At 67.4% G+C, this 25795-nt stretch carries 25 protein-coding genes; 18 read left to right on the top strand and 7 right to left on the bottom strand.

Annotated features, from left to right (window positions below):
- The 5 genes from AB4879_RS28480 to AB4879_RS28460 form a co-directional block, all read left to right on the top strand.
- The coding region (locus AB4879_RS28480) for a beta strand repeat-containing protein (protein WP_370510223.1) at positions 1-2308 on the top strand (2308 nt) is incomplete at its 5' end.
- Between the two features lie 11 nt (positions 2309-2319).
- Positions 2320-3168 carry a TIGR04255 family protein gene (locus AB4879_RS28475; RefSeq protein ID WP_370510222.1) on the top strand — a complete coding sequence of 283 codons (849 nt, stop codon included), beginning with the start codon at positions 2320-2322 and terminating at the stop codon, positions 3166-3168.
- A 47-nt stretch (positions 3169-3215) separates the two neighbouring features.
- Positions 3216-4466 carry a glutamate-5-semialdehyde dehydrogenase gene (locus AB4879_RS28470; protein ID WP_370510221.1) on the top strand — a complete coding sequence of 417 codons (1251 nt, stop codon included), beginning with the start codon at positions 3216-3218 and terminating at the stop codon, positions 4464-4466.
- A 19-nt stretch (positions 4467-4485) separates the two neighbouring features.
- Positions 4486-5364: a MoxR family ATPase gene (locus tag AB4879_RS28465; protein ID WP_102805656.1), complete on the top strand. Its 879-nt coding sequence runs from the start codon at positions 4486-4488 to the stop codon at positions 5362-5364.
- A gap of 4 nt (positions 5365-5368) precedes the next feature.
- Entirely contained in the window at positions 5369-6814 is a 1446-nt protein-coding gene (locus AB4879_RS28460) for a VWA domain-containing protein (protein WP_370510220.1), read from the top strand.
- Between the two features lie 82 nt (positions 6815-6896).
- On the opposite strand, the gene AB4879_RS28455 is transcribed toward AB4879_RS28460, so the two are convergent.
- Both AB4879_RS28455 and AB4879_RS28450 read right to left on the bottom strand, forming a co-directional pair.
- A complete protein-coding gene (locus tag AB4879_RS28455) occupies positions 6897-7382 on the bottom strand; it encodes a DUF6790 family protein (protein ID WP_370510219.1) in 486 nt (161 codons plus the stop codon).
- A 38-nt stretch (positions 7383-7420) separates the two neighbouring features.
- Positions 7421-8599, bottom strand: a complete 1179-nt coding sequence (locus tag AB4879_RS28450) for a PE-PPE domain-containing protein (RefSeq protein WP_370510218.1) — start codon at positions 8597-8599, stop codon at positions 7421-7423.
- Between the two features lie 186 nt (positions 8600-8785).
- Here AB4879_RS28450 and nadD point away from each other — a divergent pair, with 186 nt between their 5' ends.
- From nadD to AB4879_RS28425, 5 genes are read left to right on the top strand one after another with little or no spacing between them, the layout of a single operon-like run.
- Entirely contained in the window at positions 8786-9451 is a 666-nt protein-coding gene (gene nadD / locus AB4879_RS28445) for a nicotinate-nucleotide adenylyltransferase (protein WP_370510217.1), read from the top strand.
- Positions 9448-9831, top strand: a complete 384-nt coding sequence (gene rsfS, locus AB4879_RS28440; RefSeq protein WP_102805651.1) for a ribosome silencing factor — start codon at positions 9448-9450, stop codon at positions 9829-9831. Before nadD ends, rsfS begins: the two co-directional genes overlap by 4 nt.
- Positions 9828-10496 (top strand): glucosyl-3-phosphoglycerate phosphatase, encoded by a 669-nt coding sequence (gene gpgP / locus AB4879_RS28435; RefSeq protein WP_102805650.1) that lies wholly within the window; start codon positions 9828-9830, stop codon positions 10494-10496. Before rsfS ends, gpgP begins: the two co-directional genes overlap by 4 nt.
- A complete protein-coding gene (octT, locus tag AB4879_RS28430; RefSeq protein ID WP_370510216.1) occupies positions 10486-11217 on the top strand; it encodes a diglucosylglycerate octanoyltransferase in 732 nt (243 codons plus the stop codon). The genes gpgP and octT overlap by 11 nt, the downstream gene beginning before the upstream one ends.
- Positions 11218-11220: 3 nt before the next feature.
- The gene (locus AB4879_RS28425) at positions 11221-12084 is read left to right on the top strand and encodes a DegV family protein (RefSeq protein WP_370510215.1); all 864 of its coding nucleotides are present in this window, start codon (positions 11221-11223) and stop codon (positions 12082-12084) included.
- Here the strand turns inward: AB4879_RS28425 and AB4879_RS28420 are convergent.
- Together AB4879_RS28420 and AB4879_RS28415 are read right to left on the bottom strand one after the other, a co-directional pair.
- The gene (locus AB4879_RS28420; RefSeq protein ID WP_102805647.1) at positions 12071-12619 is read right to left on the bottom strand and encodes a YceI family protein; all 549 of its coding nucleotides are present in this window, start codon (positions 12617-12619) and stop codon (positions 12071-12073) included. The genes AB4879_RS28425 and AB4879_RS28420 overlap by 14 nt on opposite strands.
- A gap of 91 nt (positions 12620-12710) precedes the next feature.
- Positions 12711-13769, bottom strand: a complete 1059-nt coding sequence (locus AB4879_RS28415; RefSeq protein WP_370510214.1) for a dihydrodipicolinate reductase — start codon at positions 13767-13769, stop codon at positions 12711-12713.
- Positions 13770-13889: 120 nt separating this feature from the next.
- Here AB4879_RS28415 and AB4879_RS28410 point away from each other — a divergent pair, with 120 nt between their 5' ends.
- From AB4879_RS28410 to holA, 3 genes are read left to right on the top strand one after another with little or no spacing between them, the layout of a single operon-like run.
- Entirely contained in the window at positions 13890-14693 is an 804-nt protein-coding gene (locus tag AB4879_RS28410; RefSeq protein ID WP_370510213.1) for a ComEA family DNA-binding protein, read from the top strand.
- Between the two features lie 23 nt (positions 14694-14716).
- A complete protein-coding gene (locus tag AB4879_RS28405) occupies positions 14717-16222 on the top strand; it encodes a ComEC/Rec2 family competence protein (RefSeq protein ID WP_370510262.1) in 1506 nt (501 codons plus the stop codon).
- A complete protein-coding gene (gene holA, locus AB4879_RS28400) occupies positions 16203-17156 on the top strand; it encodes a DNA polymerase III subunit delta (protein ID WP_370510261.1) in 954 nt (317 codons plus the stop codon). The genes AB4879_RS28405 and holA overlap by 20 nt, the downstream gene beginning before the upstream one ends.
- 1 nt (position 17157) lies before the next feature.
- Here the strand turns inward: holA and rpsT are convergent, their stop codons facing one another.
- Complete coding sequence (gene rpsT, locus AB4879_RS28395) at positions 17158-17418, bottom strand: 30S ribosomal protein S20 (RefSeq protein WP_036344424.1); 261 nt, start codon at positions 17416-17418, stop codon at positions 17158-17160.
- Positions 17419-17566: 148 nt separating this feature from the next.
- Here rpsT and AB4879_RS28390 point away from each other — a divergent pair, with 148 nt between their 5' ends.
- From AB4879_RS28390 to AB4879_RS28380, 3 genes are read left to right on the top strand one after another with little or no spacing between them, the layout of a single operon-like run.
- Positions 17567-19246, top strand: a complete 1680-nt coding sequence (locus AB4879_RS28390) for a circularly permuted type 2 ATP-grasp protein (RefSeq protein WP_370510212.1) — start codon at positions 17567-17569, stop codon at positions 19244-19246.
- A complete protein-coding gene (locus tag AB4879_RS28385) occupies positions 19246-20223 on the top strand; it encodes an alpha-E domain-containing protein (protein ID WP_102805641.1) in 978 nt (325 codons plus the stop codon). The genes AB4879_RS28390 and AB4879_RS28385 overlap by 1 nt, the downstream gene beginning before the upstream one ends.
- Positions 20223-21062: a transglutaminase N-terminal domain-containing protein gene (locus AB4879_RS28380; RefSeq protein WP_370510211.1), complete on the top strand. Its 840-nt coding sequence runs from the start codon at positions 20223-20225 to the stop codon at positions 21060-21062. Before AB4879_RS28385 ends, AB4879_RS28380 begins: the two co-directional genes overlap by 1 nt.
- On the opposite strand, the gene AB4879_RS28375 is transcribed toward AB4879_RS28380, so the two are convergent.
- Both AB4879_RS28375 and AB4879_RS28370 read right to left on the bottom strand, forming a co-directional pair.
- The gene (locus AB4879_RS28375; protein WP_370510210.1) at positions 21002-22555 is read right to left on the bottom strand and encodes a PepSY-associated TM helix domain-containing protein; all 1554 of its coding nucleotides are present in this window, start codon (positions 22553-22555) and stop codon (positions 21002-21004) included. The two genes, AB4879_RS28380 and AB4879_RS28375, sit on opposite strands and share 61 nt — an antisense overlap.
- 41 nt (positions 22556-22596) lie before the next feature.
- Entirely contained in the window at positions 22597-23427 is an 831-nt protein-coding gene (locus AB4879_RS28370; RefSeq protein WP_102805638.1) for a ribonuclease Z, read from the bottom strand.
- Positions 23428-23667: 240 nt separating this feature from the next.
- Here AB4879_RS28370 and glnT point away from each other — a divergent pair, with 240 nt between their 5' ends.
- Both glnT and AB4879_RS28360 read left to right on the top strand, forming a co-directional pair.
- Positions 23668-25035, top strand: a complete 1368-nt coding sequence (gene glnT / locus AB4879_RS28365; protein WP_102805637.1) for a type III glutamate--ammonia ligase — start codon at positions 23668-23670, stop codon at positions 25033-25035.
- Positions 25035-25778 (top strand): creatininase family protein, encoded by a 744-nt coding sequence (locus AB4879_RS28360; protein ID WP_370510209.1) that lies wholly within the window; start codon positions 25035-25037, stop codon positions 25776-25778. Before glnT ends, AB4879_RS28360 begins: the two co-directional genes overlap by 1 nt.
- Positions 25779-25795 lie beyond the last annotated feature (17 nt).

Genomic DNA, 25795 nt, shown 5'->3' with positions numbered 1-25795 from the left:
CACCGGTTCCGGGAACATCGGGTTGTTCAACTCGGGTAACAACAACGTCGGGTTCTTCAACTCCGGTGATGGCAATGTCGGGTTCTTCAACTCCGGCAACAACAACTGGGGCTTCGGCAACGCCGGCAACCTCAACACCGGCTGGCTCAACGTCGGCAACACCAACACCGGTGCGCTCAATGTGGGCCACACGAACACCGGTTACGGGAACACGGGTAACACCAATTCCGGTGTGCTGAACGTCGGCAGCACCAACACCGGCGGGTTCAACCCCGGTGATCTCAATACCGGGTTTGCGAACACCGGTAACTCCAACACCGGTTTCGCCAACACGGGCAACGTCAACACCGGCGCCTTCATCGGCGGCAATTACAGCAACGGCATCTTCTGGCGCGGCGACAACCAAGGACAGTTCAGCGCCAGCCTCGGCATCACGATCGCCGAGATACCCGCCTTCTTCGACGTCAACATCCCGGTGAACATCCCGATCGCCGTCACCGCGACACCCGTACACATCGACCAGATCACGATCCCCACCGTCACCATCGGGCCCGGCCCGATCACCGGCATCGCCATCGGCATCTGTGACCTCGGCTGCACCGTCAACCAAGTCGGCCTCAGCGGCTCCTTCGGCCCGTCGACCATCGGGCCCGTCGACATCGGCTTCACCGACAACAAAGCCGCCTCGCTCATCATCGGCGGACTCAACACCGCCATCCTCATCGGCGCATCCGGCGGCGTAGGCCCCATCCGAATCTCGTTGTTGGACATTCCCGCCGCGCCCGGGTTCTTCAACGCGACCACCAATCCGACGTCGGGCTTCTTCAACACCGGCACCGGCGGGGGATCGGGAGCCTTCAACTTCGGAGCTGCCACCTCCGGATGGGCCAACTTCGTCACCGGTGCCGGATCCACCCTGTCCGGCTGGCTCAATTACGGTGCGACGTCATCCGGCTTCGCCAACCTCGGCAACACCGTCTCAGGGCTCGTCAACACCAGCACCCTGAACCTGGCGACCCCTGGATTCGTCTCCGGAATCGGCACGCTCGGAACGAATCTGGCGGGTTGGTTCCGCGACGCCACCGGGACCCGGTTCAATCTCGGGTTCGGCAATGTCGGGTCGTTGAACGTTGGGTGGGGCAACGTCGGGAACGGGAACCTCGGTTCGGGCAACGATGGCAGCACCAACGTCGGCAACGGCAACCAGGGCGACGGCAACATCGGGTCGGGTAACCACGGCAGTTCCAATGCCGGGTTCGGGAACCTGGGCAACTCCAATTTTGGTTGGGGGAACTTGGGGGACTTCAACTTTGGGTTCGGCAATATCGGGTCGGGCAATATCGGGTTCGGGAATTCGGGTACCGGCAATATCGGGATCGGGCTGACCGGCAACAACCAATTCGGCTTCGGAGGCTGGAACACCGGCAGCGGGAACATCGGGTTGTTCAACTCGGGTAACAACAACATCGGGTTCTTCAACTCCGGTGATGGCAATGTCGGGTTCTTCAACTCCGGCAACAACAACTGGGGCTTCGGCAATGCGGGCAACCTCAATCGGGGTTGGCTCAACGTCGGCAACACCAACACGGGTTACGGGAACACGGGCAGCAACAACAGCGGCATGCTGAACGTGGGCAACACCAACACCGGCGGCTTCAACCCCGGCGACACCAATACCGGCGTCGCGAACACCGGAAACTCCAACACCGGCTTCGCCAACTCCGGCAACGTCAACACCGGCGCGTTCATCGGCGGCAACTTCAGCAACGGCATGTTCTGGCGAGGCGACCACCAAGGACTCGTCAACGTCAAGTACTCCATCGCTATCGAGCAATTCGGCTACCACTACGCCGTCCACGTCCCGATCGACATCCCGATCACCGGCACCATCAACGCGCTCAACCTCAGCGCTGTCGACATCAACATCCCGTTCTCGGTACGAACCTGGGATCGCCAGGGCCTGTGCGGACTCGGCGACTGCATCTGGACCGACTGGGGTCTGCCCATAACCGTTGCCAGCGGCAACATCCCGGTCACCATCGACCCGACCGCCATCATCGACCCGATCCCACTGAGCTTCGCCTTCCAAAGCCTCATCGATCTCATGGGCAATGGGACGCTGGGCCCCTACGAGTTCGACGTCATCGACTTCCACCAAACCCCCGGTTACTTCAACTCCACCACCAACCCGTCCTCCGGCTTCTTCAACAGCGGGACGGGCGGCAATTCCGGGGCGCTCAACTCCGGCGACCTCACCTCTGGTCTGGCCAACGCCGGCAATCAACTTTCGGGCTTGTTCAATCGGTAGGTTGGGATTCCATGTACCCCAACGCCGAGACAACCGGCACCGCACCGGTCGTGGCCGTCATCGCGGAAGTCCGATTCACCGATGCGCCGCGGCTGCGCAGGCAGGAAACCCTCGACGCCATCGCGATCGCCGTCGACAGACGCTTCCCGGTCACCGAGCCGCTGACCGGTGTCAGCCTTGCGGACGCCGGGCCCGGTCTGCCGCCACGGATGGAACAACGCCAGGGCATCCTGCTGCGTAACGCCGACAGCACCGAGTCGCTGACGGTCACCGCGAGCACCCTCAGTTATGAGACCACCAACTTCACCGGTCTCGACGCGATCCGCACCGCGATCGCCGCCGGATGCCGCGCCCTGGTCGACGCGCAGATCACCTCCGGCCTGCAGCGTGTCGGCCTGCGCTACATCGACGAGATCCGGGTGCCGCAGCCGCCCGCCGACGCCCGCGGATGGGCTACGTGGATCGACGGCGGCCTGCTCGGCCCGCTGGCGGTCGCCCCCGACCACGTGCCGTCCCGCGGCGTCCAAGGAGTCGCCGCCTTCGACCTCGGCGGGCGCGCCGGACTCAACGTGCAGTACGCCGCATTCGCGAACGGGTCCGCGACCCTCCCGCAGCACCTGCGGCGACGGCCCTTCCAGCCCGGGCCGTTCTTCGGCCTGGACTTCGACGGTTTCTACGAGTTCGGCACCGACGAGTTCGTCGGCATGGACGCCGACGTCGTCACCGACATCCTGGCCAAACTGGACGCCCCGATCACCTCGGCCTTCCAGCGCGCCATCACCGACGACGCCAGGGCCCTGTTCGGGCTCGCCGACGGCGCCTCCCGGCATCGCGGTGACCCCCTGGCCGGGCCCGCCTAGACCGGCCCCCACCTGCCGGTTGGTAGGGAGGCCGATACCCTGAGGGGATGAGTGTCGAAGCGCCATCCCTCGATCAGGGCTTGCGCGGCCAGGTTCACGACGCTGCCCGCCGCGCGCGGGTCGCGTCCCGCACCCTCGGCACGCTGACCACCACGGTCAAAGACCGCGCCCTGCACGCCGCCGCGGACGCCGTCCTCGCGCACGCCCACCGGATCCTGGCCGCCAATGCCGCCGACCTCGACGCCGCACGTGCAGCGGGCACCGCGGAGGCCATGCTGGACCGGCTGGCGCTCAACCCTCAGCGCATCGACGGCATCGCCGCCGGCCTGCGTCAGGTCGCCGGGCTGCCGGACCCGATCGGTGAAGTGTTGCGCGGCCGCACCCTGCCCAACGGGCTGCAACTGCGCCAGCAGCGGGTTCCGCTCGGAGTCGTCGGGATCGTCTACGAGGGCCGGCCCAACGTGACCGTCGACGCCTTCGGACTCACCCTCAAGTCCGGCAACGCCGTCCTGCTGCGCGGCAGTTCCTCGGCCGCCAACTCCAACGCCGCGCTCGTCGCCGCGCTGCGCGGCGCCCTGGCCGCCGAAGGCCTGCCCGAAGACGCGGTCCAGCTGCTGCCCAGCGCCGACCGCGCCAGCGTCACCCACCTCATCCAGGCCCGCGGGTTGGTGGACGTGGTGATCCCGCGCGGGGGCGCCGGCCTGATCGACGCCGTCGTGCGCGATGCCACGGTGCCGACCATCGAAACCGGCGTCGGCAACTGCCACGTCTACGTCCATTCCGCCGCGGACATCGACGTCGCTGAACGAATCATCCTCAACGCCAAGACCCGTCGGCCCAGCGTCTGCAATGCGGCCGAGACCCTGTTGGTCGACCAGGCGCTGGTCGACACCGCGCTACCTCGCCTGGTCGACGCCCTGAGTCGGGCCGGCGTCACCGTCCACGACAACCCGACCGAGGACGAGCTGCGGGCGGAGTTCCTGTCGATGGACATCGCGGTGGCCACCGTGGCCGGCCTCGACGCCGCCATCGAGCACATCAACACCTACGGCACCGGGCACACCGAGGCGATCGTCACCACCAATCTCGAAGCGGCGCAACGGTTCACCGAACGAGTGGACGCCGCCGCGGTGATGGTCAACGCCTCCACGGCATTCACCGACGGCGAGCAGTTCGGCTTCGGAGCCGAGATCGGCATCTCCACCCAGAAGCTGCATGCCCGCGGCCCGATGGGTTTGCCCGAATTGACGTCAACCAAGTGGATCGTCTGGGGAGACGGCCACACCCGACCTGCCTAGGACGACAACAGGAGAATCCGTGACTGAAACCCCGGCCCGCCCGGCGCCGCTGTTCGCTGACATCGACGATGTCGCCAAGCGGCTGGCCGAGACCGGCTACCTGCCCGACACCGCCACCGCCACCGCGGTGTTCCTGGCCGACCGGCTGGGCAAGCCCCTGCTGGTCGAGGGCCCGGCCGGCGTCGGCAAGACCGAGCTCGCCCGCGCGGTCGCCCAGACCACCGGGTCGGGCCTGGTACGCCTGCAGTGCTACGAGGGTGTCGACGAGGCCCGCGCGCTTTACGAGTGGAACCACGCCAAGCAGATCCTGCGGATGCAGTCCGGGTCGAACGACTGGGATCAGGCCAAGTCCGACATCTTCAGCGAGGAATTCCTGCTGTCCCGCCCGCTGCTGACCGCGATCCGACGCACCGAACCCACCGTGCTGCTGATCGACGAAACCGACAAGGCCGACATCGAGATCGAAGGCCTGCTGCTGGAGGTGCTCAGCGACTTCGCGGTCACCGTGCCCGAACTCGGCACCATCACCGCCTCGCGCACTCCGTTCGTGGTGCTGACCTCCAACGCCACCCGGGAGCTGTCCGAGGCGCTCAAGCGTCGTTGCCTGTTCCTGCACATCGACTTCCCCGACCCCGACCTCGAGCGACGCATCCTGTTGTCGCGGGTGCCCGAACTACCGGAGTCGCTGGCCGCCGAACTGGTGCGGATCATCGGGGTGCTGCGCGGGATGCAGCTCAAGAAGGTGCCCTCGGTCGCCGAGACCATCGACTGGGGCCGCACGATCCTGGCCCTCGGGATGGACACCATCGACGACGCCACCATCGCCGCGACGCTCGGGGTGGTGCTCAAGCACCAGTCCGATCAGCAGCGCGCCACCGGCGAACTTCGGCTGAACTAGCCCGATGGCCGTCCGCAGGGTGCGTCCCGCACAGCCGCTGGCCCCGCACGGGTTGCCCGGGCATCTGGTGGGGTTCGTCGAAGCGCTACGCGCCCAAGGTATCTCGGTGGGCCCCTCGGAGACCGTCGATGCGGGCCGGGTGCTGACGGTGCTGGGGCTGGGGGAGCGGGAAGCGCTGCGGGAGGGCCTGGCCTGCGCGGTGCTGCGGCGCGCTGACCACCGGCAGACCTACGACGCGTTGTTCGACCTGTGGTGGCCTGCCGCGCTGGGCGGCCGCACCGTGCTGGTCGACGAGGATGCCGACGAGGAGCCCCAGCAGGGCCTGCCGCCCGAGGACATCGAGGCCATGCGGGAAATGCTGCTGGACCTGCTGGCCGACAACCCCGACATCGGCGACATGGACGAGCGGCTGGTCGCGATGATCGCCCAGATCGTCGAGGCGTACGGCCGCTACACCTCGAGTCGCGGCCCGTCGTACTCGTCGTATCAGGCGCTCAAGGCGATGGGACTCGACGAGCTGGAAGGCCGGCTGCTGGCCGGCTTGCTCGCACCGCACGACGACGACCCCACCCCCACGCAGGAGCAGATCGCCAAAGCGCTTGCCGCGCAGAAGATCGCACAACTTCGCCGGATGGTGGAGAGCGAGACCAAGCGGCGCACCGCCGAACAGCTGGGCCGTGACCATGTCCAGATGTACGGCATCCCGCAGCTGTCCGAGAACGTGGAGTTCCTGCGGGCGTCCGGGGATCAGCTGCGCGAGATGCGCAAGGTCGTCGGCCCGCTGGCGCGGATGCTGGCCACCCGCCTGGCGGCCCGCCGCCGTCGGTCCCGGTCCGGTGCCATCGACCTGCGCAAGACGCTGCGCAAGTCGATGTCGACCGGTGGTGTGCCGATCGACGTTGTGCTGCGTAAGCCGCGCCCGGCTCGGCCGGAACTCGTTGTGCTGTGCGATGTCTCGGGTTCAGTGGCGGGCTTCAGTCACTTCACTCTGCTGCTCGTCAATGCCCTGCGTCAGCAGTTCTCCCGGGTTCGGGTGTTCGCCTTCATCGACACCACCGACGAGGTGACGCACCTGTTCGGTCCGGATGCCGACCTCGCGGTCGCGATCCAGCGCATCACCCGCGAGGCGGGGGTGTACACCCGCGACGGGCACTCCGACTACGGCAATGCGTTCGTCTCGTTCACCGAGAACTTCCACAACGTGTTGTCGCCGCGCAGTTCGCTGTTGGTGCTCGGCGACGGTCGCACCAACTACCGCAATCCGGCCGTGGACGTGCTGGCCCACATGGTCACCTCGAGCCGGCATGCGCACTGGCTCAACCCCGAGCCGCGGCACCTGTGGGGCAGCGGCGATTCGGCGGTCCCGCGCTACGAAGACGTCATCACCATGCACGAATGCCGGTCGGCCAAGCAGCTTGCCGCCGTGATCGACCAACTGCTGCCGGTCTAGCGCGCCTACCCCTCGCCGAAACCGACGTTTCGCCGAATTTGTGCGAGTGGAGCCCGACGCAACGTCGATCTCGGTCTAGTCGCTAGGCCCTGGGCGCCGCGTCACCGCCGGTGCGCCGCGACCAGATGTACAGCGCCCACATGACAATCGGCAGCAGAAAATCGGTCCACAACGGGAACCCGATGTTGTACGGCCGGGTGTTGTTTTCGGCCAGCCAGTAGTAGATGTGGCCGGCACCGTCGCCGAGGTACTGGATGGTCAGCACAATGATCGTGCACAGCCAGAAGTGGCCGCGAAACCAGTACGCCAGGATGCCGACGACGCCGATTGCGGTGTCGCCCATCGCGTTCTCCCATTGGAAACCGCCATTGCCGCGGGTGTAGCCGATCAGTTCCGCCGTGTGCGGGCCGTCGAAGATGTGGAAGGCGGCGCCCAGCAGCGACGCGACACCGACCACTGTGACCATCCACCACACCATGTGGACGTCGGCCGGGTTGCGGTCCCTATGACGGCGATTCTGAATCAGGGCACCGATCACCGCGATCAGAGCGGCAACGACTGTGGGCATAGCCGATCATGACATGCGCCAGCCCTGAAAGATCCGGCCTAGCTCGCCTTCTTGGCCGACGGCCGCGCGCTGCCGCCGGTGGACTTCTTCTTCGGTGCAGGGCTGCCCGACGAGTCGCTCGACGCGGCGCTCTTCTTCGCGCCGGTGGCCTTCTTGGCGGGACTGCCGGCTTTCGGCGTCGACGCGGCCGCCAGTGCGCTCACTTCAGGTGTGCTCACCTCCGGCTTGCTCACCTCGGCTGTGCCCGCCTCCGGTTCGGCTGCCGCCGCCGTCACGGCCTTCGGCGCGGCGCTGGGCGCAGCGGGCAGGCTGGGGAAGGCGGGCAGGCTGACGCCCGGCAGCAGTTGGGCCCTGGTCGGCGTGCTGTAATCGGCGCGGTTGTAACCCATTTCGATGAACTTGCGCAGGACCGGATCGATGGCGCCCAGAATCGGGTCCGGCACGATGCCCTTGAGCGGCATCAGCAGCGGGACCAGCGGGGTCCGAATGAGGTAGTACGTGGTGTCGCCGTGCTGTTGGTAGTACGCGCTGCCGCCGGCCTTCGCGGCCTCGATGTCGGCGGCGGTGAGCTCGGTCTGGGTCTGACCATGGACGTAGATCATCCCCATGATCGCGTTGACCGTTGCCAACAGATTCAAGGGGTAGGTGGGGAAGTCGGCCCAGCCGTCGTACTGGCGCGCGACGTCCACCGTCGTATCGCCGTTGTCTGGAGTCGCCCCGCTCACGCTGATATCGAGGACCGGAATATACAGTCCGGCAAACCTTTCCAGAATTCCACCGTTGGGTCGGCTCGGGTTCTCGACGAGGACGAAGGTGTTCCCGGTGCCCTCGGGGTGGGCGGCTTTGTAACGGGACAGCACCACCGCGCCCTGCGACAGTCCGAAGATGACGTCGCCCTGGGGGTCACGCGCTTCGACGTTCTTCACGCCCTGCGCAACGGACTGGTTCCAGGTCTTGTCGAAGATGTAGTTGTTCGACACCGGCCAGAAACCGGCGTTGTAGGCGATGTTGCCTGCCGAGGTGGGTGTGGCCGCCGGGGTGTCGGTGCCGTCGAGCACGCGGGAGATGAAATCGCGGTACTGCTGGTCGGTGGGGGTCCAGCCGATATTCGTGCCGCGCAGATAATCCACGGTGGCGGCGGTCAACACCGGTGCCGACGACACCGTCGGCGTCAGCCCCACCGCGACGGCCGCGGCCACAGCCACCACACTGGTCACAGGCGCAGATATCCGTCGGCTACCGAGCTTCTTCATCACAGGCCCCCTGATCGGCATAACTCGACTCGGGGAAAAGGCTACCTGAACTTTAGTGATATCCCTCACGTGCCTTTGCCAGGGCACAGAGTCCGCGACCGATCGCGAGCGTGCGGAAACGCACCAGCGCCTCCCGTAAGCTGGTCAATCGTGGTTTCCTCGGCGCGGCGCAGGCTCGGCGTGATGGGTGGGACGTTCGATCCCATCCACAACGGCCACCTGGTTGCGGCCAGTGAGGTCGCCGACCTCTTCGAGCTGGACGAGGTGGTGTTCGTCCCCACCGGCCAACCGTGGCAGAAGTCCCGGGAGGTGACCCCGGCCGAGGATCGCTACCTGATGACGGTCATCGCGACCGCCGCCAACCCCCGGTTCTCGGTGAGCCGCGTCGACATCGACCGTGGCGGAGCCACCTACACCAGCGACACCCTGCGCGATCTGCGCGCGCTGAATCCCGACGCCGACTTGTACTTCATCACCGGTGCCGACGCATTGGCCTCGATCCTGTCCTGGCAGAACTGGGAGGAACTGTTCGCGCTGGCGAAGTTCGTCGGTGTCAGCCGGCCCGGTTATGAACTCAACGGCCAACACATCGTCGCCGCGTTCGACCAACTGCCCGAGGAGGCACTGAGCCTCGTCTCGGTGCCCGCCCTGGCCATCTCATCCACCGACTGCCGGCTGCGCGCGGCCAAGAACCGGCCCATCTGGTATCTGGTGCCCGACGGCGTCGTGCAGTACGTGTCCAAGCGCCACCTCTACAGCGACTTGGGCCAGGTGGACCGTCTGTCCGTCACCACAATCGAGGAGACCACCACGTGACCGCGTCCGACGAAGCCGTCCAGATGGCGACGGTGGCCGCGCGGGCCGCCGCCGCCAAGCTCGCCCAGAACGTCGTCGTGATCGACGTGTCCGGCCAGCTGGTGATCACCGACTGCTTCGTGATCGCCTCGGCGTCCAACGAGCGACAGGTCAACGCGATTGTCGACGAGGTCGAGGAGAAGATGCGGCTGGCCGGATACAAGCCGGCCCGCCGGGAAGGCACCCGCGAAGGCCGCTGGGTGCTCCTGGACTATGTCGACATCGTGGTGCACATCCAGCATCAGGAGGAGCGCAACTTCTACGCCCTGGATCGGCTGTGGCGGGACTGCCCCTTCCTGAGCGTGAACCTGGATGACGTTGAGGTCGAGGACGCTCCATGAGGGTGCGCAGGCTGGTGATGCTGCGCCACGGACAGACGGAGTACAACGCCGGAAGCCGTATGCAGGGCCAGCTCGACAGCGAGCTCACCGACCTGGGCCGGGCTCAGGCTGTTGCCGCCGCCGAGGTGCTGGCCAAGCGTCAGCCCGTCCGCATCGTGTCCTCAGATCTGCACCGCGCCTACGACACCGCAGTGGCGCTGGGGGAGCGCACCGGCCTGCGGGTGGAGGTCGACACCCGGCTTCGCGAAACCCACCTCGGTGACTGGCAGGGTATGACCCACCACGAGGTGGATGCCGTGTCGCCAGGAGCGCGGCTGGCGTGGCGCGACGACGCGACCTGGGCTCCGCACGGCGGCGAGAGTCGGGTTGATGTTGCCAACCGCAGTATCCCGCTGGTCGCTGAATTGGTTGCCGCAGAACGTGAATGGGGCGTCGACGAGCCCGACCGCCCGCTGGTGCTGGTGGCCCACGGTGGACTGATCGCTGCGTTGTGTGCCGGGCTGCTCGGGCTTCCGGTCGGGAACTGGCCGGTGCTGGGTGGCATGGGCAACGCGAGTTGGGCGCAGCTGTCCGGACACGGTGCCGACGACGCGGTCTTCGAGGACATCCGCTGGCGGCTCGACGTGTGGAACGCTTCGGCGCAGGTGGCCAACGATGTCCTCTGAGCCGACGTTGCTGATCTTCTGCGACTCCCTGTCCTACTACGGTCCACAAGGCGGCCTGCCCTCCGACGATCCGCGGATCTGGCCCAATATCGTTGCCCGTCAACTGGGTTGGGATGTCGAACTGATCGGCCGCATCGGGTGGACCAGCCGCGACGTCTGGTGGGCAGCCACCCAGGATCCGCGGGCGTGGGCCGCGCTGCCCCGTGCCGGTGCGGTGATCTTCGCGACCAGCGGGATGGATTCGCTGCCTTCGCCGCTGCCCACCGCGCTGCGTGAGTTGATCCGCTACGTCCGGCCGTCTTGGCTGCGCCGCTGGGTGCGCGACGGCTACGGCTGGGTTCAGCCGAAACTCTCACCGATGGCGCGCCCGGCCCTACCGCCTCATCTGACGGTGGAGTACCTCGAAATGACCCGCGGTGCAATCGACTTCAACCGCCCCGGCATTCCGATGGTCGCGTCGGTACCCTCGGTGCACATCGCGCCCACCTATGGCATGTCCCATCGCGGCAGGCCCGGCACAGTCGCCGCGATCAACGAGTGGGCGGCGCAGCACGACATTCCGGTGGTCGATCTGAAAGCCGCGGTGGCCGAAGAGGTGCTGGCCGGCCGCGGCAACCCGGACGGTATCCACTGGAACTTCGAAGCGCATTCCGGCGTCGCCGAGCTGATGCTCAAGGCCCTCGCCGAAGCAGGCGTCCCACTCGACAACCCGCACCGCTGATCCATGGCCGTCGTCGTGGTCACCGATTCGTCGGCTCGGCTTCGGACCGATGATGTCCGCGCCTGCGGTATCCACGTTGTGCCACTGCACATCCTGGTCGACGGCCGCGACCTGCGCGACGGGGTCGACGCGACCCCGGCCGATCTGTATCAACGCGGTCATGTGACGACCGCCGGCGCGACACCGAGTGAATTGTCCGCGGCCTACCGGGAAGCTTTGCGCGCCAGCGACGGTGACGGGGTGGTGGCCGTGCACATCTCCGGTGAGCTATCCAGCACGCTGGGGGCCGCCGAATACGCGGCCCGCGAATTCGACGGTGCCGTTCGGGTGGTGGATTCCAAGTCGACGGCGATGGGCACCGGGTTCGTTGCACTGGCCGCTGCGCGTGCCGCGCTCGGCGGAGCTGACCTGGAAGCCGTTGCTGCCGAAGCGGAATCGGCCGTGTCGCGGGTGCGGGCCTACATCGTGGTCCAGCGGCTGGACAACCTTCGCCGCAGCGGCCGGATCGGTACCGCGGCATCCTGGCTGGGCACGGCACTCGCGCTCAAACCGCTGCTGCGCCTCGACGAACAGGGCCGTCTGGTGCTGGCCCAACGGGTGCGCACCGCATCCAAGGCGCAGGCCGCGATGATCGAGCAAGTCATCGAGGTGGTGGGTGAGCGGCACGCCGCGCTCGCCGTCCACCACATCGACAATCCCGACGCCGCAGGAGAATTGGCCGCCACGCTGGCGTCGGCGCTGCCCGGTTGCGGGGACGTGGTCGTCACCGACCTGGGCCCGGTGCTCGGCGTGCACGTCGGCGCCGGCGCGGTGGGAATCGTCGTCGCACTCGATCCCACCCCGCCGGATCGCCTCACGCCTGCTTGAGGGCTTCGATCTCCAGAGTGATGGTGACCTTGTCGCCGACAACCGCGCCGCCGGTCTCCAACGGCATGTCGATGTCGATGCCGAAGTCCTTGCGGTTCAGCACCACTGATGCCTCGAACCCGGCGACCGCGCCGTGCCCCATGCCGGGGTTCACACCGTTGAACTGCACGGGCAGGCTGATCCGGCGAGTCACACCCTTGAGGGTGAAGTCGCCCTCGAGCCGGTAGGAATCCCCGTCGGGGACCACCGACGTCGAGGCGAATGTGGCGGTGGGGTACTGCTCGACGTCGAAGAAGTCGGCCGCGCGCAGATGCGCGTCACGCTGCTCGTTGCCGGTGTAGACCGAGGTGACGTCGATCTCGGCGGTCACCGTTGGCGTGCCGTCGGCCGCGACGGTGACGGCGCCGCTGAACGCGCCGAACGTCCCGCGGACCTTACTGACGACGAGGTGGCGTACTGAGAAGCTGATCGACGAATGGACGGGGTCGATCGCCCAGGTTCCGGTGAGTTCGGTGGCCTGAACTGCTGCGGTCATCGTGAGGTCTCCTTGATCGGCGGCGCCGTGCCCTGTGCCCGGCGCCTCTCACGAAGTAACCGGACCGTGGTCCGGTTTCATTCCCGCGCCGTCAGCTGGCGGCGAACCGGCCCGTGACCGGCGGCAGATCGGCCAGCGTCGCGATGCCAGGCTTGGCGGCGACAACGGCGGGCACCGCGTTGGTGACCGGCAGCGCGGTGTAGATCATGCCCAGCCCCATGAAACCCGGCTCAGGCCAATTCTTGGGCGGCAGGCAATGCAGCACCGTGCGCATGTTGGGCACGCCGTACACCTGGATGACGTGACCGTGCTCGAGTGGTTTGGGCGGCACCACGTGGCTGCCCATGATCCAGTTGAACCCGACGCTGACCACATTGCGGTCGCCCACCCAGCCGCGGTGGTAGCCGTACACGCCGCCGACCGTGCCCTCCGGGATCGTCATGAAGCCGAGGTCGCTGTCGCCGGTGGCGGTGGTGAACGTGACGTCGAAGGTCATCCGGTCCAGCTTCGCGCCGATCGCGTCGGCCATCATCGCCGCGGATTCGGCGAACACCTCGCTTTCCACCCGCACACTTTCGGCCAGACCCTCGGTATCGGGATCGCAGCCGAACCCCATCGCGGACTGGGTGCCCGCCGACTCATATGTCGAACAGTCCACCGACTCGGTGATGCGGATCTCGTCGACGCGCTCGCAGGCGCCGGAGAGCACCATGCCGACCATGTTCGTCATGCCGGGATGCGCGCCGCTACCGAAGATCGTGGAATTGCCTTCCTCGCAGGCCTTTCGGATCCGGGCCAGGTCTTCGGGCGACTGCTTGCCGCCGGTGATCCACGCGGCCGACGAACACACGTTGACGCCGGCCTCCAACAGCCGTACCAACTCATCCACGCTGGGCCATAACGGGTTGTAGCAGCAGGCGTCCGGCTTGGCCGCCAGCAGCGCATCGATGTCGTTGGTCGCGCTGACGCCGGTGGGTTCGGGCCAGCCGGACAACTCCGCGGCGTCGACGCCGAGCTTGTCTTCGCCGTGGGCGTACACCCCGACCAGTTCCAGGTCCGGCCGGCTGATGATCGCGTGCAGCGACCGGCGGCCGATGTTGCCGGTGGTCCACTGGATCACCCGGATGGGGCGGTCGGTGATGGCGATCATGGGGTGCTCCCTGGGTGGCGAGGTTCGGACGTGTACACAGTTCCGGATTCATCCACAGGTTCGCACCGCGCAGTCCCGCACAGCGGATCTCCAGTCGCCATCGCGCCCTACGGTCGCGGCATGCGAACCGATCAACCGCTGGCCGGCCTGCAACGCCGCCTCCGGGGTGACCCGGCGGGTGAACCGACTGATGCTGACGACGATGACGAGGTCCCGGTCCCCAGCTGGATCCCGGACGGGCGCGCCGACCGCGGCGCGACCTGGCTCGCCGCGATCCGCGCTGATCCCGGCCGTTCGGGTGGCATCGCCCTGGCGGTGATCGCCGTTGTGGCGGTGCTCATCACGGTGTTCGCCCTGATGCGCGACGACCCACCACCGGTGGTGTCGGCCAAGCTGCCGCCGGTGGAGATGGTGTCCTCGGCCGTCGCGCGGCCCGGACCGGATCCCAACCAGCCCGTGGTGGTCAGCGTGGTCGGGCTCGTCACCAAGCCAGGGCTGGTGACCCTGGCCCCGGATGCCCGCATCGCCGACGCGGTGTCGGCCGCGGGCGGCGCACTGGCCGGAGCCGACACGCTGGGGCTCAACCTGGCACGCCACCTCACGGACGGTGAACAGATCGTCGTTGGCATCGGCACCCCGGCCGGCCAGCCGAGCGCACTCGGCAGTTCGGTCAAGGGCACACCGCCCGCCGCGTCCGATCCGCCGGCGGCGCCGGGAAAGGGCGGGCCTGCCGAGCCGGTCAACCTCAACACCGCCACCGTCGAGCAACTTGATGCGCTGCCGGGGGTGGGGCCGGTGACGGCCGCCGCGATCGTCGCCTGGCGGGACGCCAATGGAAAGTTCGCCGGCGTCGACCAGCTCGGCGAGGTCGACGGCATCGGTCCGGCGCGGCTGGAGAAACTACGGGCCCTGGTCCGGGTGTGACGGATCTGGGCGCCGCGCTTGATCTGCGGCTGGTGCCCGCGGCGCTGACGGCCTGGGCGGTCACGGCGGCGGCGATCACGTGGGCGGTGGGACCGCTGCTGGCCGCGGCCTGCGCGGGCATCGGGATCGGTTGGGTGGCGCTGGCCCGATGGCGTGGCGAACAGGTACCAGTTCTCCGCACGGCCGGTGTCGCGGTGGTGGGCGCGGCGGTGGTCGGTGCGGGTTTCGCGGTGGCCGCGGCGATGCGCAGCGACGCCGTTCGCGAACATCCGGTCGCCCAACGGTTCGGCGCGGTCGCGACGGTAACGGTGACGGTGACGGAGGAGCCTCGTCAGCTCGGCGGTGGACGACTGATGTTTCGTGCCGCGCTCTCGCAGTTCGACGGCGCCGAGATGACCGGCAGCGTGGTGGTTTTCGCTCAGACGCAGGGTTTCGGCGAGTTGATGGCCGGCCAGCCGGTCCGCTTTGCAGCCCGCATCAGCCGGCCGACTCGGCGCGACTTGACGGTGGCCGTGCTGAACGCGACCGGCCGGCCCACAGTGGGGCGGGCGTCGCCACCACAGCGGGCGGCCCGTGCAGTGCGTGACCATTTCGCCCGATCCGCCCGCGACGCGCTACCCGCCGATCAGGCTGCCATCCTGCCGGGGCTGGTGCTGGGTGACACCTCCGCTGTATCGGCCACCACCACAACGGAATTCAAAACCGCCGGGCTGACCCACCTCACCGCGGTCTCCGGCGCGAACGTCACGATCGTCTGCGGCGCCGTGCTGCTGTCCGCAGGCCTGGTGGGACCGCGCGCGGCGGTCGGGCTGGCGGCCCTCGCGCTGGTGTCGTTCGTCATCGTCGTGCAGCCCACGGCCAGTGTGCTGCGCGCGGCGGTGATGGGTGCCATCGCATTGGTGGCCATCGTCAGCGCTCGCAGACGGCAGGCGATTCCGGTGTTGGCGGCCACCGTACTCGGATTGCTGATAGCGGCACCGCAACTGGCGGTCGATGCGGGCTTTGCGCTGTCGGTCTCCGCGACCGCCGCACTCATCCTGCTGGCCCCCGGCTGGTCGGCTCGGCTCGTCGCCAGAGGTTGGCCCAAACCCCTGGCCGAGGCGTTGTGTATCGCGCTGGCCGCCCAATTGGTCACCGCACCGTTGGTTGCCGCGATATCGGGCAAGCTGAGCGTGGTCGGTGTGCTCGCCAATTTGGCTGTCGCCGTGGTGATCCCGCCGATCACCGTGTTGGGTACCGCGGCCGCCGCACTGTGCTGGCTGCTGCCGCCGGTCGCCGGGCTGCTGATCCGCTTCACCGGTCCGGAGCTGTGGTGGCTGCTGCGCGTCGCGTCCACCGCAGCGGATGTTCCCGGCGCCGCGGTGAGCGTGCCGTCCGGACTCGGTGGCGTGCTGGCTGTCGCGGGGACCTCGCTCGCCGCGCTGCTGGTGTGGCGATCCGTGAAGGTCGGTGTCCGCCGCTGTCGACCGCACGTGAAACGATCATCGGGTGAGCGCGACGGTAGACGGTCTGCATCTGATCCTGGGTGACGAGGAGTTACTGGTCGACCGCGCCATCTCCGAGGTGATGCGGCTGGCCCGCGACGCGTCTGGCGGTGGCGACGTTCCGGTGGACCGGTTGCGGGCGGGCGATGTGTCGGTCAACGAGCTCGCCGAACTGCTCAGCCCGTCGCTGTTCGCCGACGAGCGGGTGGTGGTGCTCGAGTCGGCCGCCGAGGCGGGTAAGGAGGCCGTCGAGCTGATCGCGACGGCGGCCGCCGACCTGCCGCCCGGCACCGTGCTGGCGGTCGCGCACTCCGGTGGTGGGCGCGCCAAGGCGCTCGCCGATCAACTCAAAAAACTCGGCGCGCAGGTGCATCCGTGCGCCAAGATCACCAAGGCCGCCGAGCGGGCCGACTTCGTGCGCGCCGAGTTCCGCAGGCAGAAGGTCAAGGTCGACGACGACACCGTCACCGCGCTGCTCGACGCCGTCGGATCCGACATCCGGGAACTCGCGTCGGCGTGCTCACAGCTGGTCGCCGACACCGCCGGTCACGTCGACGCGATCGCGGTCCGGCGCTATCACAGCGGCAAGGCGGAGGTCTCCGGCTTCGATATCGCCGACAAGGCCGTGGTGGGTGACGTCGCGGGCTCGGCCGAGGCGTTGCGGTGGGCGATGCTGCGCGGCGTCCCGCACGTCGTGCTCGCCGATGCGCTCGCGGAGGCGGTGCACACGATCGCGCGGGTGGGCCCGGTATCCGGCGACCCCTACCGGTTGGCCTCGGAGCTGGGGATGCCGCCGTGGAAGATCCAGAAGGCGCAAAAGCAGTCACGGCGCTGGTCGCGCGACAAGGTGGCGACGGCAATCCGGCTGGTCGCGGCGTTGAACGCCGACGTCAAGGGTGCCGCAGCCGATGCCGACTACGTGCTGGAGGATGCGGTGCGCAAGGTGGCGCAATTGGCCGCCGGAAGCGGCCGGGACTGAATCAGATCTTGTTGAAGGCCTGCGCCAGCGCGGACTTCTTGTTGGCCGCCTGATTCTTGTGAATGACGCCCTTGCTGGCGGCCTTGTCCAGCTTGCGGCTGGTCGACACGAGCAGCTCGGCGGCCTTGTCCTTGTCGCCCTCAGCAGCGGCCGTCCGGAACCCGCGGATCGCGGTGTGCAGCGCACTCTTCACCGACTTGTTGCGCACCCGGCGCCGCTCGTTGGTGCGGATGCGCTTTTCCTGCGACTTGATGTTGGCCACGCGTAAGTTCCTCGTCTTCAAGCTTGGGTTCGTCAGTCTTGCCGGGGCCGTCAGGCCCTCGGGCAGCGACTGCTCAGAGTACCAGTGGGGGCCCTGAACTCACAAAATGGAGGCCACTGGCCTGCCGAAACGGAGAACGTGCGGCAGCATGGGACACGTGAGCCTGCGAACCCTGCCTTCGGAAACCAACCGGTCGTCGCGCAATGGGTCGCGACAACCCCGGCGCCACGACCATATCTTCGGCGGCTACAACAACCTCGGCTCCTATGCCAAGGCCTTCGACGAGATGTTCGACAACCAGGGCAACGTCCGTGGGCCGTACAAGGGAATTTTCGCCGAACTCGCGCCGTCCGACGCCGAGGAGCTCGAGGCCAGGGCCGAGGCGCTGGGCCGGGCGTTCATCGATCAGGGCATCACGTTCTCGCTGTCCGGGCAGGAGCGGCCCTTCCCGCTCGACCTGGTGCCCCGGGTGATCTCCGCCGCCGAGTGGTCCCGGCTCGAACGGGGCATCACCCAACGGGTCAAGGCCCTGGAGATGTACCTCGACGACATCTATGGCGACCAGGAAATCCTGCGCGATGGGGTCATCCCGCGCCGACTGGTCACCTCCTGCGAGCACTTCCACCGGCAGGCCGCCGGCATCAGCCCGCCCAACGGGGTGCGCATCCACGTCGCCGGCATCGACCTGGTTCGCGACGCCCAGGGCACCTTCCGGGTCCTCGAAGACAACCTGCGGTCCCCGTCGGGCGTGTCCTACGTGATGGAGAACCGGCGCACGATGGCCCGGGTGTTCCCCAACCTGTTCGCCACCCACCGGGTACGCGCGGTCGGTGACTACTCCTCGCACCTGCTGCGGGCGCTGCGCAACGCCGCGGCCACCAACGAAGCCGATCCGACGGTGGTCGTGCTCACCCCGGGGCCGTTCAACTCGGCCTACTTCGAACACTCCCTGCTGGCTCGGCAGATGGGCGTGGAACTGGTCGAGGGGCGCGACCTGTTCTGTCGAGACAACGTCGTCTACATGCGCACCACCGAAGGCGAGCGCCAGGTCGATGTCATCTACCGCCGCATCGACGACGACTACCTCGACCCCATGCAGTTCCGTCCCGACTCGGTGCTCGGCGTTGCGGGCCTGCTGAATGCCGCACGTGCCGGCAACGTCGTGATCTCCAGCGCGGTCGGCAACGGCGTCGGCGACGACAAACTGGTCTACACCTACGTGCCGACGATCATCGAGTATTACCTCGGCGAAAAGCCGTTGCTGGCCAACGTCGACACGTTCCGCTGCTGGCTCGACGAGGAACGCGACGAAGTGCTCGACCGGGTCGACGAACTGGTGATCAAACCCGTCGAGGGATCGGGCGGCTACGGCATCGTGTTCGGCCCGGACGCGTCCGACAAGGAGTTGGCGACCATCCGCAAGAAGGTGATCGCCGATCCTCGCGGCTGGATCGCGCAACCGGTGGTCCAGCTGTCGACGGTGCCGACCAAGGTCGGCGACGCGCTGGCCCCGCGGCACGTCGATCTGCGGCCATTCGCCGTCAACGACGGCGAGGACGTCTGGGTGCTGCCCGGTGGACTCACCCGCACCGCGCTGATCGAGGGGTCGCTGGTGGTCAACTCCAGCCAGGGCGGAGGATCCAAGGACACCTGGGTGCTGGCCTCCAAGACATCGGTAGCCGCCCGCGAACTCGGCGATGCCGAGGTGGTGCGCAAGATTCCGAAACCCGGCAAGGCGGCGGTCGCCGAGAAAGGCCCCGAGTCGTCCGGTCAGCAGCAACAAGGCCAGCAACAGCAACAGCAACAGCAACAGCAGGTGATGCGCTGATGCTGGCCCGTAACGCCGAGGCGCTCTACTGGATCGGACGCTACGTCGAGCGTGCCGACGACATCGCCCGCATCCTCGATGTGACTGTGCACCAGCTGCTCGAGGACTCGAGCGTCGATCCCGACCAGACCTCTCGGATCCTCTTACAGGTGCTGGGCATCGAGTCGCCGAAACATGAGCTCGACCTGTGGTCGCTGACTGATCTGGTGGCATTCAGCCGCGACACCGCGGGCGGCTGCTCGATCGTCGAGGCGATCTCGGCGGCCCGTGAAAACGCCCGTTCGGCAAGGGAAGTCACATCCAGTGACATGTGGGAGTGTCTGAACACCACGTATAACGCGCTGGCCGAACGGGAGCGGGCGGCCCGCCGGCTGGGTCCGCACGAGTTCTTCAGCTTCATCGAGGGCCGGGCTGCGATGTTCGCGGGGTTGGCTGACTCGACGCTGTCCCGCGACGACGGGTACCGCTTCCTGGTGCTCGGACGCGCTATCGAGCGGGTCGACATGACGGTGCGGCTGCTGCTGTCCCGGGTGGGGGACAGCGCCTCGTCACCGGCCTGGGTGACGGTGTTGCGATCGGCGGGTGCCCACGACACATATTTGCGCACCTACCGCGGTGTGCTCGACGCCAGCCGGGTTGTCGAATTCATGTTGCTGGACCGGCTTTTCCCGCGGTCGATCTACTACTCGCTGAAGCTGGCCGAGCACAGCCTCGACGAGCTCATGCACCGCCCGCACAATCGGCTGGGGTCCACCGCAGAGGCGCAGCGTCTACTCGGTCGTGCCCGCAGCGAGTTGGAGTTCATCCGTCCGGGCGTGTTGCTCGAGTCGCTGGAGGAACGGCTGGCCGGGCTGCAGGCAACCTGTCGCGACGTCGGAGAAGCGGTGGCGCTGCAGTACTTTCACTCCGCGCCGTGGGTCGCGTGGTCCGATGCCGGGCAACGCGGTGCGCTGGTCATCGAGGAAGGGGAGATCTGATGTGGCGGATGCGGGTCGTACACGCGACGGGGTACGCCTACAAGTCACCGGTCACCGCGTCGTACAACGAGGCTCGGCTGACGCCGCGCTCGGACTCCCGGCAGAACGTCATCCTCAACCGCGTGGAGACCATACCGGCCACCCGCAATTACCGTTATGTCGACTATTGGGGCACGGCGGTAACGGCTTTCGACCTGCACGCGCCGCACACCGAGTTGGAGGTGACCGCGTCATCGGTGGTCGAGACCGACAAACCGGAAGCTCCGAGCGATGAGGTGACGTGGGACGAATTGGCATCCGCGGCGGTCCGGGACCGTTTCGACGAGGTGCTGACTCCGACGCACTACACGCCGGCCAGCCGGCGACTCGAGCGGGTCGGCAGACGCATCATCAAGGAGAACGATCCGGTGCAGGCCGTGATCGCCGCCGCCCAGTGGGCGCACAGCGAACTCAGTTACGTTCCCGGTACCACCGGGGTGCACTCGTCGGGTCTCGACGCACTCCGTGAAGGCAAGGGCGTATGCCAGGACTTCGCCCATCTGACGCTGATCCTGTTGCGCGGCATGGGAATTCCGGCCCGGTATGTGTCGGGGTATCTGCACCCTAACCGCGATGCCGTGATCGGCGACACCATCGACGGGCAGAGCCACGCGTGGATCCAGGCCTGGACCGGTGGCTGGTGGAACTACGACCCGACCAACGATGCGGAGATCAACGAGCAGTACATCAGCGTCGGCGTCGGCCGGGACTACGCCGACGTCACCCCACTGAAGGGCATCTACTCCGGTGAGGGCTCGACCGATCTCGATGTGATCGTGGAGGTCACCAGACTGGCGTGATCGGGCGGTGGCCGCCGGGCACTGATGATCGCTTCGGCCACCAGCACCACCAACAGCGAAATACCGAAGGCCGGGAACAGGATTCCGAGAACGACCGCGATCACGGCCACGGTGATCATCGCCTTCTTCGGGGTGTTCGCCCGGGTGGATTCGCTGGCCGGTCCGGGCAGCCCGCTGGCGCCGGTGGGGCGGCGTTTCCACCACATCAGCACTCCGGTCGCCGCGCTGAGGAGAACCCCGAGGCAGGCGACGGTGGCCGAAATGCGGGTGAGCCAACCCATCTGGTTGCCCATGTGCATGGCGATCCCGAAGCTCGTCAGCCGGGACAGGGCACCGTCCTGGGCGGCGGTGGCATTGGTGATGGTGGCGCCGGTGAACTGGTTCAGATAGAGCGTCCGCTGTTCGGACACGCGTTGCGGCCACCGGTTGACCACCGTGTAGCTGCCGTAGACCGTCGCGCCATCCTGCGTCGTGTCCGTTGGTGGGAAGATCGAATAGCCGGGCACCATGTGCTCGTCCTTCGCGATCCGGTCAATGTCGTTGTAGGACAGCCGGGCCGCGCCCGAGGTGGGCTGCGATGCGTAGATCGGGTCGTCGGTGGCGGCCCAGGCGATGCGGCGCCCCAGGCGGTCGTAGTCGCCGAGCTTGGCCGGCGTTGAGGGAGCATCGATTTCGGTGGACGGGGTGACCGTCGCGGTCACTGCCCGCCAGTTCTCACCCCAATAGCGCGTCCAGGTCATCCCGGACAGGATGTAGCAGATCAGGATGACCGCGATGACAACACCGGTCAGCGCATGCACATCGCGCCACCGCAGCCGGCCGCCGGCGCGCCATCGCACGCCCAGCAGCGGTTTCGCGGCTTCGATGGCGCGCGGCCACCACAGATAGATCCCGCTGCCGAGCAGAACCAGGATCCAGGTCGCGGTCAGCTCCATCCAGAGGTTGCCGATGCCGACCGGGATGGTGGACTCGGGATATGCGGACGGATTGATGAGGTGTCCCAGTGACGGCAGCTGGATGTGCGGGCCGTCGTTGCCGAACATTCGGTGCAGCTGATTGGCCCAGCCCACCAGGCCGGACAGTTGATCGCGCTGCCCCAGATAGGCGCCCGTGTAGGGATCGACGAACACCTGGATGACGTCGGCTTCGGCCTGCGGGTAGCCCTTGGCGTCGGCGGCGGAGAAGTCCACCCGGGTCGAGGAGTTCGGGCCGTCCGGCGGGGTGACCGCTTCCAGTGTGCTTCCGGCGCCGGCGTGTTGGGTGGCGGTGGCCACCTGCGCATCGAGGGGAACCGTCTGGGGTCCCTGCTCGACCACGAGCAGGTGCCGGTTGAGCAGGGCGTCCAGCGGCTGGCTGTAGAGGATCACCAGGCCGCTGCAGGCCAACACCACCAGCACCGGCGCGGCGAACAGCCCTACCCAGAAGTGCAGCCGCCAGATCCGGCGCAGCACAGCCGCGTCACCGCGGCGCGTCGAAGTCTCGGTCGTCGTCATCGCCCATAAGTCGGACGACGGCGCGGCTTAGTTCCCGACGGCTAGTTCCCGACGGATACCCGAAGCAGGTCGTTGCCGATCTCCACCGGGCCACTGAACTCGGTGGCCGCCTTCGCGCGCCACTGGTCCTCCTGGCCGGGCACCAGGGGCGGTACATAGTGGGTGAGCACCAGTGTGCCGACCCCGGCGCGGGCGGCGGTCGCGGCGGCCTGCTCGACCGACGAGTGATAGTCGAGGATGTCCCGGAGCCGCTGAACCGGCATCTGCTCGACGAGATCCGCGCGGATGACGGTGTGCACCAGTGCGTTCGCCCCCTTGGCGAGTTCGTCGAGGCCGGCGCAGGGCACGGTGTCACCGGCCAGCACCACCGCCGCCCCGTCGTATTCGACGCGGAAACCGAGTGTCGGCTCGACCGGACGGTGGTCGGTGGGCGCCGCGGTGATCCGGACGCCGCCGTCGTCCCACACCTGGCCGGAGGCGTACTCGTGCACCTGAATCGACGGCGGTTCGGTGATGTCGGGGTGGTGGCCGATGCGGTAGGAGATGTCGGGGGCCAACGCCGCCAGCGTCGCGTCGACGACGGCTTTGGTGCCGGGCGGGCCGATGATCGGCAGCGGGGTGGGCACGAACGTGGTGACCCACCGGGTGGTGATCACATCGGACAGGTCGGTGATGTGGTCGCTGTGCAGATGGGTCAGCAGCAGCGCGGTGATGTTGGCGGCGCCGACGCCCGCAGCGGCGGCCCGCATCAGCACCCCCCGCCCGCAATCCACCAGGAACAGCGAGTCGCCGGCTTTGACCAGGGTTGACGGCCCGGCGCGATTCGGGTCGACCATCGGGCTTCCGGTGCCGAGCAGCGTGACGTCGATCATGGGGTTAATTACTACCCTGCCGGGCAGCTGCTCGGGAGCAATTGGCCCTCGGTATGGCGGGTTTCACTGCTGAGGCGCTTTTCAATGACCTATTGACACAACTGTGCTGGCGATGACCGCCAACTGCTCTGTTCACGGCCGTCATCGCTGCCAAGTTTCAATAGGTCATTCATTATTTGGAAACAGCGCAGTTACAGAGCGTGGCTACGGTGGCGTCGACCGGTGCGAGAAAGGGAACAGATGACAAGCACGCTCAACGGGCAGGCGCACACCGACGTCCGCGAGGTCGCCGAGAAGCTGACCGCCGCGGGAGTCCGCTACGCGGCGATCAGTTTCGTCGACATGCACGGCAAGCCAAAGGCGAAGATGGTGCCGCTGGGCCATTTGGAGCAGGCCGCGAACGGGTCGGAGATGTTCACCGGCGCCGCCCTGGACGGTGTGCCGCAGGACGTCAACGACGACGAGGTCGCGCCGCACCCGGACCTCGACGCGGCGATCGTCATGCCGTTCAATCGCGAGATCGCATGGTTTCCCGGCGATCTGTGGATCGGTGACAGCCCGTTCGAGTCGTGTAGCCGTCAGATCCTCAAGCGGGTCACCGCCGAGGCGGCGACGTTGGGCTACACCTTCAACCTCGGGATCGAGACGGAGTTCTTCCTGCTGTCGGACCGAACCGGGGTGCCGGAGCCGGCTAGCCCCGACGACAACCTCGACAAACCCTGCTACGACCTGCGCGGGATGCTGCACAACTTCGGCGTGGTCGACGAGATCGTCGCGGCGATGAACGAACTGGGCTGGGATGTCTACTCTTTCGACCACGAGGACGGGAACGGTCAGTTCGAGACCGACTTCACCTACACCGATGCGGTATCGATGGCCGACCGGTTCGTCTTCTTCCGGATGATGGTCGGCGAGATCGCCCGCAAGCACGGCCTGTTCGCCTCGTGGATGCCCAAACCCTTCGCCGATCGAACGGGCAGCGGAGCGCATTACAACATGTCGCTGGCCGACGCCGGTGGGACCAACCTCTTCGAATCCAGCGACGATCCGCATGGATGCGGGCTTTCCTCGCTCGGCTACCAGTTCATCGCCGGAGTGCTGCGTCACGCCCGGGCGATCTGCGCGGTCATCGCGCCGACGGTCAACAGCTACAAGCGACTGGTCAAGCAGGGCAGCATGTCCGGTCTGACGTGGGCACCGATCTTCGCCTGCTACGGCGACAACAACCGCACCAACATGCTGCGGATCCCCCGGGGCGGCGGACGTGTCGAATGCCGCGCCGCCGACAGTGCCAACAACCCATATCTGGGTGCGGCCCTGATGCTGGCCGCCGGACTGGAAGGGATCCGGGAGGGGCTCGACCCCGGTGCTCCCAACCGCGACAACCTCTACCGGCTCTCGGAACCGGATCTGATCGAGCGCGGCATCACCTGGCTGCCCCGCTCGCTGGGTGAGGCCATCGACGCGATCGAAGCGGACCCGTTGGTGCACAGCGTGTTCGGGACCGCAATGTACGATTCGTTCGTCTCCGAGAAGAAGCTCGAGTGGGATTCCTACAACGCACACGTCTCGTCGTGGGAGTCCGAGCGCTACCTACGGTTCTTCTGATGAGCAGTCGCTGGGATGACCTCAACTCGGTGCAGATCGCCCACCGGCTTTCCGCCGACCCCGACACCGTGGCCCTGATTCCGGTGGGCGCCACCGAACAGCATGGGCCGCATCTGCCGGTGGGCACCGACACCATCATGGCCACCGCCATCGCCGAGGCTGCCGCCGGTGAGCTTGCTCTCGTGTTGCCTGCGATCGCGTTCGGCGCCAGCTTCTTTCACGGGACCGCGCTGCCTGGCACGGTGGCGTTCGACGGGGACCAGACCGCAACGGCGGCGGTACGGGTCGCCGAGGCGTGTGCGGACTCCGGGGTGCGCCGCATCCTGTTCGTCAATGGTCACGTCGGTAACAGCGCGCCATTGTGGTTGGCCTGCGATCGGTTTCGCCGACAGCATCCCGACCGGCGGATCGGCGTCATGCAGTGGTGGGACCTGACACCCGACATCGCCCGGCGAGCCACCGAGGACGCGGTCGACTGGCACGCCAATGCGGCGGAGACGTCGCTGATGCTGGCGATCCGGCCCGAACTGGTGGACGTCGACGCGATGCGCGATGCCGACGACCCCGACCGCACCGCGGGCACGGTGTTCCGTTATCCCGTCCAGCAGGTCTCCACCAACGGAGTGACCGGGTACCCGTCGCGGGCGTCGAAGAGCTACGGCCTCCAGTTGTGGGCGGACGTCGTGGCCGCAGCGCGTGACGTGGTGATGCGCGCGCACGCTGAAGTCCCACCGCTGGGATGACGGCGGATCCCGGCCGT

The sequence above is a fragment of the Mycobacterium sp. SA01 genome, from assembly GCF_041287105.1.
Lineage (GTDB): Bacteria > Actinomycetota > Actinomycetes > Mycobacteriales > Mycobacteriaceae > Mycobacterium.
The sequence above is the reverse complement of the archived record's forward strand: the minus strand, read 5'-3'. Positions and strand labels throughout refer to the sequence as shown.

Coding starts and splice junctions, on each gene's coding strand:
- AB4879_RS28475 (WP_370510222.1), top strand. CDS start 2,320: ATGTACCCCAACGCCGAGACAACCGGCACCGCACCGGTCGTGGCCGTC.
- octT (WP_370510216.1), top strand. CDS start 10,486: ATGTCCTCTGAGCCGACGTTGCTGATCTTCTGCGACTCCCTGTCCTAC.
- AB4879_RS28455 (WP_370510219.1), bottom strand. CDS start 7,382: ATGCCCACAGTCGTTGCCGCTCTGATCGCGGTGATCGGTGCCCTGATT.
- AB4879_RS28375 (WP_370510210.1), bottom strand. CDS start 22,555: ATGACGACGACCGAGACTTCGACGCGCCGCGGTGACGCGGCTGTGCTG.
- AB4879_RS28370 (WP_102805638.1), bottom strand. CDS start 23,427: ATGATCGACGTCACGCTGCTCGGCACCGGAAGCCCGATGGTCGACCCG.
- gpgP (WP_102805650.1), top strand. CDS start 9,828: ATGAGGGTGCGCAGGCTGGTGATGCTGCGCCACGGACAGACGGAGTAC.
- AB4879_RS28380 (WP_370510211.1), top strand. CDS start 20,223: ATGTGGCGGATGCGGGTCGTACACGCGACGGGGTACGCCTACAAGTCA.
- AB4879_RS28460 (WP_370510220.1), top strand. CDS start 5,369: ATGGCCGTCCGCAGGGTGCGTCCCGCACAGCCGCTGGCCCCGCACGGG.
- AB4879_RS28410 (WP_370510213.1), top strand. CDS start 13,890: ATGCGAACCGATCAACCGCTGGCCGGCCTGCAACGCCGCCTCCGGGGT.
- glnT (WP_102805637.1), top strand. CDS start 23,668: ATGACAAGCACGCTCAACGGGCAGGCGCACACCGACGTCCGCGAGGTC.
- AB4879_RS28470 (WP_370510221.1), top strand. CDS start 3,216: ATGAGTGTCGAAGCGCCATCCCTCGATCAGGGCTTGCGCGGCCAGGTT.
- AB4879_RS28415 (WP_370510214.1), bottom strand. CDS start 13,769: ATGATCGCCATCACCGACCGCCCCATCCGGGTGATCCAGTGGACCACC.
- AB4879_RS28385 (WP_102805641.1), top strand. CDS start 19,246: ATGCTGGCCCGTAACGCCGAGGCGCTCTACTGGATCGGACGCTACGTC.
- AB4879_RS28360 (WP_370510209.1), top strand. CDS start 25,035: ATGAGCAGTCGCTGGGATGACCTCAACTCGGTGCAGATCGCCCACCGG.
- AB4879_RS28390 (WP_370510212.1), top strand. CDS start 17,567: ATGGGACACGTGAGCCTGCGAACCCTGCCTTCGGAAACCAACCGGTCG.
- AB4879_RS28420 (WP_102805647.1), bottom strand. CDS start 12,619: ATGACCGCAGCAGTTCAGGCCACCGAACTCACCGGAACCTGGGCGATC.
- AB4879_RS28425 (WP_370510215.1), top strand. CDS start 11,221: ATGGCCGTCGTCGTGGTCACCGATTCGTCGGCTCGGCTTCGGACCGAT.